Raw genomic sequence first — 11,406 nt, 5'->3', positions numbered from 1 at the left:
CTTATATTCAAGTACAACATTGAATTTATATGCGATTTTGAGTCAAAGTGCTGACTTCTATAATCTCCATCGTATTTCTTTATTGTACTATTAAGAAAACTACCTCCAATTTCCTCTAGCAATTTATGAAAAACTAATTTATTATTATTAATAGTAATAGTCATAAAAAAGAACCTCCTTGTGTTTGGTTTCTGGACAAAACCATTAAACCACAAGGAGGTTCTTTTTTTCATTATTAAATTTTTTCCATTGTCAATCTGTAAGTATTTCTTTGATGCAACACTAGAAGCCAACAAGCCACTCTTTTATTTTGTATAGAATGTTATTTATTTTATAGATTACATTTTTTGATGAATGTAATTCATTAGAACATAGATCATTAGCGATGATAGAGCACAAAAAAGTGCTTTTAAAAATAAATCCATACAAATATATACCCCCATTAAATATAGATGACATAGTATAATTCTACAAGTTGTATATAAATACCTTCATTTAAAATAGAATTCTTAATATTCAATTTAATTGTGCGGTTTTATAATTCCGTATTTATATAACAAATATACGTAAGATTTTTCGGATTTTGAGGGGGGCTAAAGTGATATAATCTTAAATATATAATATAAGATAATTATAAGGAGAAAGAAAATTGGAAAAGACAATAAGAGAACAGATTTTTGAATTAGCAGATGAAGAATATCAAAAGTTTCAAAGTAAGTTATGCCCTGGTATTGACAATATTATAGGGGTTAGAATACCACTATTAAGAAAACTTGCAAAAGAAATAGCCAAGGGAGATTGGCGAGAATATATGAAATATGCACAAGATGAATACTATGAAGAGGTTATGTTGCAAGGTATGGTCCTTGGATATGTAAAAACTGATATCGAAGAAGTTTTAAGTTATATTACTGACTTTGTACCAAAGATCGATAACTGGTCTGTTTGTGATAGCTTTTGTATTGGATTGAAATTTACCAAAACAAATATGGAACGTGTTTGGGAGTATATACAGCCATATCTATCATCAAAACAAGAATTTGAATTGCGTTTTGGCATTGTAATGCTTCTAGACTTTTTTATACAAGAAGATTACATTGATAGGGTATTAATATTATTAGATGAAGTAAAGCATGAGGCTTATTACGTTAAAATGGCTGTTGCTTGGGCTATTTCAATTTGTTATATTAAGTTCCCGCAAAAGACAATGAAATATCTAAACAATAATACACTAGATGATTTTACATATAACAAAGGATTACAAAAAATAACTGAGTCTTTAAGGGTGGATGAAGAAACAAAACAACTTATAAAAAGTATGAAACGTAAATAGTAATTTCATAGTTTAGTCTACATAATTAATATTATGTAGATATACTTAATAACAGAATTGATTTTTGTGATTATCAGATATAAATTAGAAGTTTCATGTTGTAATATTTTCAAAAAATATTAAATATCTTTATATAAAGCTCTAAATGTTGCTTTTATAAGGAGGAACAATATGAAATTAAATTTTATAAAGGCCAACCCTACAGAGAATATGACTGTTTTTATTCTCGACCCCCTACCACGTTCTACATACAAAGATGTGGCAAAAAAGATAATGGCATATAGTAACATTAATGCAGAACAAGTGGGATTTATAGAAAAACCTTCTAAAGAAAATAGTGAAGCATGTGCTAGACTACATATGATGGGTGATGAATTTTGTGGGAATGCAACAAGGGCTTGTGCAGCTATTTTAGTTCAAAGAGAATATTTTGGTGTTCATGAAAAAGAAGGAAAATTCACTGTACCATTAGAGGTTTCTGGAGTAGATGAAGTTATATATTGTGAAGTAGAATTTAATAATTCAAACAGTTACACTTCAAATGTAAATATGCCTTTACATAAATCAATAAAAGATATTTCTATAGAATATAAAGATGTTATATATAATGGAACCCTTGTAGAGTTCCCAGGTATAACTCATTTAATTGTTAATGGCGAAGGTATAAAATCTAGGGAAGAGTTTTTTATGAAAGTTAAAGAAGAACTAAATGGGATGGAATATGATGCACTTGGCATAATGTTTTATAATGAAGAAAAGTCATATATTGAACCTTTAGTTTATGTAGCATCATTAGAAAGCCTTGTTTGGGAAAGAGGATGTGGTTCAGGGGCTACAGCATTAGGGGTAGTAGTTTCATATCAACTTAAAAAAGGTGTAAATATCACGGTGAATCAACCTGGAGGTCAGTTAGAAGTATGTACAAAGTGTAATGAAAATAATGTAGATGATATATATCTTAAAGGAATTGTAGATATTGTATCAGAAGGAATTGTATATGTATAAGGGTATTATCACAAGATAATGCCCTTTTTTATTTTAAAAATTTTATTAAATAAATTATTGTAAATAATGGAAAAATATAGTTGGCACAGGGATTTTGTTCTAGTATTTTTATATTTGCAGTATCACATAATAGGTTTGTGTGATAAGCACAAATAAAAATATGGAGGTACAATATATGCAAAATATGAAAAATAACCAAGGAATGCCAAACATGTCAGGAATGCAAAATAGTATGGGATCACAAAGTAGTTCAGAAATGCCAAACATGTCAGGAATGCAAAGTAGCATAGGGTCACAAAGTAGTTCAGAAATGCCAAATATGTCAGGAATGCAAAGTAGTATGGGATCACAAGGTAGTTCAGGAATGTCAAGTATGTCAGGATTACAAAGTTCTTCAGGTAGCCAAGGTTTAAATGCAAGACAAGAAGTTCAAACTGCAGCTAGCCAATTACAAAACTGTAAAAGTTCTTTAAATCAAGCATTAAATTCAGTAGAAAAACCAGAAAATAGACAAAAAATACAAAGCACTCTTAATGCTGTAGAAAGTGCACTACAATCAGCTAATACTACACTTTCAAATTATCAAGAATAGTTTTTAATATACATAAGCGGATTCATAATGAATCCGCTTTTTAAATTGCGACATGAGCGTAGCGAGTTTTTTAAAATTAGAGGATATAGATGTATATTGGAGAAATTTAGTAATATAAATATGAGCAAAGGAAATTTTGTGAAAGGGGATTGTTAATGAAGATATTTATAACAAGGCATGCCCAAACAGTTTGGAATGCAGAAAAGAGAATGCAAGGATGCCATGATTCGGCTCTTACTGAAAAGGGAATTGAAAATGCAAAAAAGCTTGGAGAAAGCCTAAAGTATATGGATTTTGATGCAATACATTGTAGCCCTCTAAGAAGAGCGGTAGATACAGCTAACTATATAAGAGAATATAATAATACAGAACTAGTTTTAAATGATGACTTTAAAGAAATGAATTATGGTGTATGGGAAGGCATGACATTTGATGAAATAAACGAAAAATACCCTGTGGAATACGATAATTTTATAAATAAACCACATATATTTGAGACTATGGGTGGTGAAAGTTATGATTCAGTAATAAATAGGGTAAAAAATGGTTTAGCTAATATTATAAACAATAATGAAGGTAAGAATATATTAGTAGTTACTCATACTGCAATAGTAAAAGCTATTATATTAATAGCAAAGGACAATCCTCTAGAAAAATTTTGGAGTCCGCCTTATATTGGTGATACGAGTTTAACTATATTAGAAGTTATTGATGGAAAAATCAAACTTAGTTTAGAAGTTGATAGTTCTCACTTAGACAGGTTTTTTCTATAGGTAGAAGGCTGTTTATTATGGCCTTTTATATTTGTAATGTTAAAATATAATTTCACTATCTTTATATAAGTATCATAGTATAAGTATAAGATATTTGAAGGGAGAGAATATGTTGTACTTAAATTATATATCAACTCTATACTACTATTATAGTATAGATTTTAATAAATTTTATAAATTAGAAAATCGTCAAGATATACAACAAGAGGTGCCTATACACAAATTTGTATCAGATTTAAAATCTGGAAAGCTTACAAAAATGATATTAAAGACATATAACAATAAATATTTAGTAGCAATATCTGGAGGCGGAGATCTTGTAATGGCAAATCAAGATAATATAACTCCAGAAACAAATCTTACATTTGTACCACAGGGATTAGATAGAGAGAAGGTAGTTATAGGAACTTCAAAAAACTATTTTATCTCCACGACAGACGTAGGAGACCATTTTTTAAGTGCCAAAACGGCATATGTAATTCCCAATGCTCAGTTTGAAATAATACCTATATATCCAGATAAATTAGCTCTTAAAACTAATCAAGGACATTATGTAGTGGTAGATAATACTATAGTAAAAGGAGATAGTCCTTCCATAAAACCAGAGGGAATTTTTACAATAGTTGAAGTGCAAGAGGCGAAATTATAAAAACAGATATCGTAGCAGATATCTGTTTTTTTAATTCATTCGTACCCCTTTTAAATTGTTTGATAAACCTTTGTGACCATAGTAATAGAGACTTAATTCTTTTCCATCTGGTGAAAATATTATTTTTAAAGGACCTGACTCACTAGTAGAATCAAGATTAGGATTTTCATACCATTGTCCAGTTAATATATTTCCTTGTAAAGTTCCAAAAATATCTCCTTGAAATTCTCCTTCTAAGCCTAAACCTTCATATCTACCTTTAACATGTTCAGTATGTTGTTCTAGTACTATTTTTCCGTTACCTACTGTCCATGTGCCAGATACGTTCAATGTAGGAGTTGCATTTATTAAAGTTCCTGTCCAACCACCTGCTACTTTACCATCACAATAAGCATAAACTCCTGTAAAACTTTTTACATCTGATGAAAATGTAAATTCTATTGGTCCTGTGTCGTTAGGGCAATCATGTGTTATATCTTGTGACCAAAACCCCTTTAATATATATCCTTCTAAAGTACCTTTTATCTTACCATTATCCCATTCATAGGTACCAGTTACTTTGTTATCAATTTGTTCTAATATCATTTTTCCCCAGTTTGTATCCCATTCACCTGAAATATTTATTTGTCTTGGTTTGTTATTCTTCTTACTTTGGTATAAAGCATAATTTTGCATCATTATATTATGCCAATATAAATATGGATTTACTGTAAAGTTATTCATTTAAGCACCTCTTAATATAATTAAAATAACACCTAATAATTAAAATATATACAAAACAGTACAAAATGTTACTGATGGATAAGTATAATATTTAATAGTTAATTTTAAATGCCTTAAAAGTGCTTACTAACCCGGTGTAATCAGAGAAGTAGATTATTAAGCTGTTTCCCTGTGGTGAAAATATTATTTTTAAACTTCCTGAACCGCCAGGATAATAAAAAGCAGGATCTCCATACCAATGACCAATTAATGTATTTCCTTGTAAAATTCCAAAAATATCTCCTTCACCTTCTACACCAAAGTCTAAACCTAGGTATTTACCTTTAACATTGCCGTTCTCTTGTTCTAGTATTATTTTTCCATCCCCTACTGTCCATACTCCAGTTACGTTTAATTTAGGAGTCGTAGTTTTTAGAGTTCCTGTCCAATCACCTGCTATTTTACCATCGCAATAACCCCAATAACCTATAAAACTTTTTCCATCTGAGTAAAATATAAGCTCAAATGTTCCTTTTTCATGAGGACAATCATAGGATTGGGCCTCTGACCAAAATCCTTTTAATGTATATTCTTCTAAATTACCTTCTAATTTACCATTATCCCATTCATAGGTACCAGTTACTTTAGTGCCATTTTGTTCCAATGTCATTTTTCCCCAGTTTGTATCCCATTCACCTGAAACACTTATTTGTCTTGTTTTTTTATTTTTACTATTTTCATATATAGTATAATTTTGCATCATTTTATTATGCCAATATAAATATGGATTTTTTGTATAGTTACTCATTTAAGCACCTCTTAATTAAATAATACTTTATATTTAAATATATAAAAAAACGTTGAAAATGGTTACTTATGCGAAATTTAAAAAACTAGGTATATGTAATGAGATGAAGGAACTAAAGTGGACTATGAACAGCGTATAAAACTTGCAATAGAAAATAATTATATTTTAAAGTAAATACGCACTACACAATATAAATATAAATGCTATATAGTTGTTTAACATATGGGCTATAATTGGTGTTGCAAGGTTATTTGTTTTGTCGTATAAGTAAGCAAACACTAATCCACCTGTCATATATACAGGAAGGTAATAAAGTTCCTTATAGTTATGTAAAGACATTACACTAGTTGAAATATGAAGGAATCCAAATATAAATGAAGACAATAAATAAGCCAAAAGTTTATTTTTAGTAGATAATGGTTTAAATATAGCAAACCTAAACACAAGTTCTTCTACAACAGGAGCGAAAATTACTATAGAGAAAAACATTAAATATGGATATTGAGTTATTATCAGACTTAACATTTTCTGATTTAATGGTGGTTTCATAACTCCTGGACCTACTAAAGATAAAATTATTGCTTTAAAAACAAATGTTATAAAAAAGTTTGCTAAAACACCCAAAATAGCATATTTAAGAATCTTATAATTTAGAAAATACCCTCTTAATTTATGTAGATAAGGCCTTAATATAAAATACAAAATAAAAAGACAGACAACTTCAGTTATTAACATGAAAATTATAACTTGAAATACATTATCAAATCCTATAAATTTTTTTGCCAAATCTCCGAGGTAAGAGTTTTGTGTTACTAAAAAGAAGGTTAAGATTATAAATATAGATTCTAAAATAGTTGGAGTAGCAGTTTGGTGTTTCTGTGATGTTGTCATTTTATACCCCCAATAATAAAAATATAGTCCATATATAATATGCGGGGACAAAATGTCAATATGAGAGATATAATTTAGGGGATAGGTTTAAATGTGATATAAGTAATGTTATATTTGATATAAGTCGCACAAGACTTATACACAATTAAGGAGGATTTGTTTTGGGATTTAAATATTATTTAAAAAAACTACTAGATGGATATGTAATTAATCAAGTAAAGCACATTGAGTTGCCTAACTTTACTCCAACACCTATTGCTAGAAAAAAGATATTATTTTCAGGAAGAGTGCAGAAGGTAGGATTTAGATTAGAAATATATGAATTAGCAAAACGTCTAAACTTAACTGGTTGGGTTAAAAATAGAGATGATAACAATGTTGAAGCTGAAATACAAGGTGAAAATGAAAAGATTATTTTTCTAATAAATTATATGAAGTCATTAAAAAGAGCATCTGTTCATGGTGTGATAATAAATGAAAGATCGATTTTAGATATTGAGAAGGATTTTACTGTGATAAAGGAATAATTTTAATTGTTAAAATAAAATAGATAGGAGTACTTATTGGAGGTAGTAATGGAGATTAACAAAAGAATAGAGGGAATATGTGAGTACCTAAATAGTCTATATGGTACTGTACAATACAACACAAATGACTATATCGGTTTTAAAATAAATTCAAAAATGTACGTAGAACTACAATCAAGAAAAGATTTCACAAGAATACTTGTAAACAAAAAATATGTAAAAGATGAAGAAGTCCAAAATCTAAACATAAGAATAGTTCCAGAAAGCCATGGATGGACATTAGAAGCAGAAATGAAAATAGATCACAATGAAGATCTAGATAAGTATTTACCTATATTAAAAAGAGCATATGAAGGAACAAAAAATGACTATGAGCAACGTATAAAGCTTGCAATAGATAAGGCATTAGAAGATAGTGGTAGATACATAAAAAATGACATGGAAAGAGAAGATTATGCCTTTGAAAAGTTAGATGAAAAATGGGCAGAGTTTAAAAACTTTGTAATAAGCAACAATGCCTTAGATGAATTAAAGTCAGATATAGAAACACTAGGGAATTTTAAAACTCAAGATCTTTTAGACAACTATATAAACGAAGAGGTTAAACATAGTTTCTTAAATATTATAAACGAAATTGTATCATATATAGACTTAAATGCCTTTAATAAAAATAAATACAATGAGTATGAAGATAAAAGAACACTTGCAAGAACTAATGTATATCAAAATGATTGGATTAAAAACCTAATAAGTTACAAAAAGTACAATGATTTAAACAAGGTAACAGAGGTAGTAAGAAATGTAATACTATATATAAACAATCCAGGGGACAAGATAACTGGATTTAAGAATTCTAAGTTAATGCAGTTTTGCAAACTATTAGACCCAAACACTGATGTAGAAAACAATTACTCAGACTTATGCAAAAAAATACATTTAGAATTAGAAAAGTATAATATAGAAGTTAAGAACGAAAAAAATAGGGGTAGGGTCTATGGGAAGTTAATGTTTGAATCGAACTTAGTGAAGCTTTGGAATATAGAAACTAACTATCTAAAACTTCAACCGTATAACACTAAGGGATTATCTAGAGAAGAAATAGATACTTATCTAAAAAATAATATAATAGTATCTAGTGACAAAGCTTTAGAAAAAATTGCTAACTACAATATTTTCTATGGATTTGATGAAAACAAAGGAATTATGTTCTTAGGGGTATTCACATCTCCTGCAACTAAAGGTGAAAATGGAGTATACTACAGAGGTTTTGAAAAGCTAGAAGAACCTAAGGGCAGTATAGAAAATCTAACTAAGAATAAGCCATGGGGAAATAAGAAAAGTAGCAAAAGTGCTATTTTAGTTAAAAATGAAGAAAACTCAGAGTTTGAAAGTAGCATCTTAAATGAAATATTTGATGTTGATATAGATGAATTACTGGCGAGGATAGAAAAAATGAATATAGAAAACAAGTCTATAGACTTAGATAAATATAATACAGAAGTTATAGCTGAAGATGAAGAAGTATATGAAGAGATGTATGAAGAAGAAATGGTTTTCGAAAAGGAAATAGAAACTCCTTTGAATATGATACTATATGGACCTCCAGGTACGGGTAAGACTTATAATACTGTAAATTACGCTGTTAGTATAGTTGAGAAAAAGGAAATAGATGAAGTAGTTGAAGAATCCAAAGTAGATAGAGAAAATGTATTCAAAAGATATAAGAAGTATTTAGCTGAGAAGAAAATAGTATTTACAACATTTCATCAAAACTACAGTTATGAAGAGTTTATCCAAGGTATTAGAGCAAATACAAATAATACTGACCAATTATCATTTGTTAAACAAGATGGTATATTTAAGGATTTAGTAGAAAGAGCTAAAAACGACCTTGAAAATTATTATGTTATTGTTATAGATGAGATCAATAGAGGAAACATTTCTCGTATATTTGGAGAACTTATAACTTTAATTGAAGATGACAAAAGATTAGGCCAACTTAATGAAACTTCTGTAACTTTGCCTTCTAAGGAGATATTTGGAGTTCCATCAAATATATTTATATTAGGGACTATGAATACTGCAGATAAGTCTATAGCCCTTATAGATATAGCTCTTAGAAGAAGATTTGACTTTATACCTATGTATACTGATTATTCTGTTATACCAGAGTTTGCTCATATTCTAAAACCTATAAATGGTGCTATATATGATAAAAAGAGAAGTGCTGACTATATAATAGGACATGCTTTCTTTGTAAATAAAACTATGGATGACCTTGAGGGTATTGTAAATAAAAAGATTATACCTTTATTAAATGAGTATTTTTATTCTAATGAAAGTGATGTTGTAGATGTTTTAGGCAAAGGCGGTATAAAAGTTAGAAGATGTTATGATACATTCCAATTATACTTTGATGGAATAGAGGAGTAATTATGAAGTTAAAGGAGTTTGGAAAATTCAAGGAACTTAAAAACTCTATAAATCAAAATGATTTTAGAAGATTTATTAATGACTGTTGGAACAATAGATATAGTTTGTATGATGATAGTTCTATGTATAGTGATGAGGAAGTAGTAAGGGAGCAACAGTTTTTAATATTTGATGGTAAAAAAGTTAAGGCTAGAAACTATGTAGGGTTTATAAGTTATGAAGGTGAAAATATAACTGTTTATCCTAAGGTATTTGAAAATATAGATAAAGAACACATAGATAAGTACTTAATGGTTAATTTGTTATATTGGCTAAGATTAAGTGATAAAATAAAGTTCCCTATTGTAGATACAAATGTTGATTTTGACAATATTGATAGCTTTATTGAATTTTTAATATATATATTTGGTAAGTATACATCAAATTTAATTTACAACAAGCCATATAATGCTTATGAAGAAGTTGAAGAAGAATTGGAGTTTCTAAAGGGAAGGTTAAATACTTCTAAGTATATAAACAATAATCTTGCAACTGGCAGATGGAATAAGTTTAATACTGTTTATGAGCCTTTTAAGTTTAATAATAAGTTCAATCAAATTATTAAATACGTAAGCAATATGCTTTTAAAAACTACTTCAAATAAAGATAGCATTGCTTATTTAAGGCAAATAAACTTTATATTAGATGAAGTTGATGATGTTAGTTGTAGTAGAAGTGACTGTAATGAAGTGAAATTAAGCAGGTTAGAAACTGATTACAATATTGTACTTAAATTTTGTGAAATGTTTTTAAGTAATAGTTCTATATCTAAAAGTGATAATGATAGTAAATTGAACTTTTGCTTTTTAGTTCCTATGGAGATATTATTTGAAGATTTTATTTTTAACTTTATTAAGAAGAACTTTGAAAAGGATCTAAAAGAAATCAAAAGCCAAAAAAGCAATTTGTTTTTAGCAGATCTATATAGTGATGACAACTTTATATCTAGGGCATTTAATTTAAGACAAGATATTTTTATAAAAGATAAATATAACAATCCGATGATTTTGGATACTAAGTATAAAATAATAGATAAAAACAAATATCCTAAGTTTGGTATAAGTCAAAGTGATATGTATCAAATGACTTCTTATGCCTTTAGGGGTGGGTATAAAGACTTGGGTCTTATTTATCCAAGGGTTAAAGATTTCGATGATAATATTAAATACGTTATCAAAAGTCCTTTTATTGATGACGGCATTGTTATTAATATTACTATTGTAAGTTTTGTTCTTGATTATAAAAGATATTTAACTATTAATAAAGTTGAGGATGCTTATAGTTATAATGATGGGTTATTATATAATGAACTTGAAAAAATGTTAAAGAAAAAAGAAGCTATCAAAGGTGATTTATAAGGTCATCCTGATAGTTTCTTTTTTTTATGAAATTTTTTTAGAAAAAGTGTTGACGCATATAATAAATGATGTTATATTATTACTTGTCCTTAAGAAAAGGACGAAAAAAGTCAAGAAAATAAGTTGACAAAAGAAGTTTGAGATTATATAATATTATTTGTCGCTAAGACAAGGACAAAATAAATTGAACTTTGAAAATTAAACAGTAGGTCAATTAACACACCATTTATTTATAAAGTAATGCCAAGTTTATCATGAGAGTTTGATCCTGGCTCAGGATGAACGCTGGCGGCGTG

11 protein-coding genes are annotated in these 11,406 nt (G+C 28.4%); 8 read left to right on the top strand and 3 right to left on the bottom strand.

The annotated features are described in order from the left end of the window. Nucleotides 1-649: 649 nt before the first annotated feature. From BS62_RS14825 to BS62_RS14805, 5 genes are all read left to right on the top strand, one after another. The gene (locus BS62_RS14825; RefSeq protein ID WP_496492041.1) at nt 650-1,333 is read left to right on the top strand and encodes a DNA alkylation repair protein; all 684 of its coding nucleotides are present in this window, start codon (nt 650-652) and stop codon (nt 1,331-1,333) included. Between the two features lie 171 nt (nt 1,334-1,504). After that, nucleotides 1,505-2,338, top strand: a complete 834-nt coding sequence (locus BS62_RS14820) for a histidine racemase CntK family protein (protein WP_496492040.1) — start codon at nt 1,505-1,507, stop codon at nt 2,336-2,338. A gap of 175 nt (nt 2,339-2,513) precedes the next feature. Beyond that, nucleotides 2,514-2,930 (top strand): hypothetical protein, encoded by a 417-nt coding sequence (locus BS62_RS14815; protein ID WP_496492039.1) that lies wholly within the window; start codon nt 2,514-2,516, stop codon nt 2,928-2,930. 155 nt (nt 2,931-3,085) lie between these two features. Then, nucleotides 3,086-3,703 (top strand): histidine phosphatase family protein, encoded by a 618-nt coding sequence (locus BS62_RS14810; protein WP_496492038.1) that lies wholly within the window; start codon nt 3,086-3,088, stop codon nt 3,701-3,703. 109 nt (nt 3,704-3,812) lie between these two features. Further along, nucleotides 3,813-4,352, top strand: a complete 540-nt coding sequence (locus BS62_RS14805; protein ID WP_496492037.1) for a fascin domain-containing protein — start codon at nt 3,813-3,815, stop codon at nt 4,350-4,352. A gap of 30 nt (nt 4,353-4,382) precedes the next feature. On the opposite strand, the gene BS62_RS14800 is transcribed toward BS62_RS14805, so the two are convergent. The 3 genes from BS62_RS14800 to BS62_RS14790 form a co-directional block, all read right to left on the bottom strand. Continuing rightward, complete coding sequence (locus BS62_RS14800; protein WP_496492036.1) at nt 4,383-5,075, bottom strand: hypothetical protein; 693 nt, start codon at nt 5,073-5,075, stop codon at nt 4,383-4,385. Between the two features lie 91 nt (nt 5,076-5,166). Further along, entirely contained in the window at nt 5,167-5,862 is a 696-nt protein-coding gene (locus BS62_RS14795) for a hypothetical protein (protein ID WP_496492035.1), read from the bottom strand. 165 nt (nt 5,863-6,027) lie between these two features. Then, nucleotides 6,028-6,753, bottom strand: coding sequence for a CPBP family intramembrane glutamic endopeptidase (locus tag BS62_RS14790; RefSeq protein WP_496492034.1), 726 nt, complete (start codon nt 6,751-6,753; stop codon nt 6,028-6,030). A gap of 161 nt (nt 6,754-6,914) precedes the next feature. On the opposite strand from BS62_RS14790, the gene BS62_RS14785 reads away from it, so the two are divergent. Genes BS62_RS14785 through BS62_RS14775 form a run of 3 tightly spaced genes read left to right on the top strand, consistent with a single transcriptional unit; the run spans nt 6,915 to nt 11,110 of the window. Then, nucleotides 6,915-7,280 carry an acylphosphatase gene (locus tag BS62_RS14785; protein ID WP_496492033.1) on the top strand — a complete coding sequence of 122 codons (366 nt, stop codon included), beginning with the start codon at nt 6,915-6,917 and terminating at the stop codon, nt 7,278-7,280. Between the two features lie 48 nt (nt 7,281-7,328). Beyond that, nucleotides 7,329-9,713 (top strand): McrB family protein, encoded by a 2,385-nt coding sequence (locus BS62_RS14780; RefSeq protein WP_496492032.1) that lies wholly within the window; start codon nt 7,329-7,331, stop codon nt 9,711-9,713. Between the two features lie 2 nt (nt 9,714-9,715). Beyond that, complete coding sequence (locus tag BS62_RS14775; protein WP_496492031.1) at nt 9,716-11,110, top strand: McrC family protein; 1,395 nt, start codon at nt 9,716-9,718, stop codon at nt 11,108-11,110. Nucleotides 11,111-11,406: the final 296 nt, after the last annotated feature.

Source organism: Sporacetigenium mesophilum DSM 16796 (genome assembly GCF_059569055.1).
Note: the sequence above shows the minus strand (reverse complement) of the source record. Positions and strands in the feature narration are given on the sequence as shown.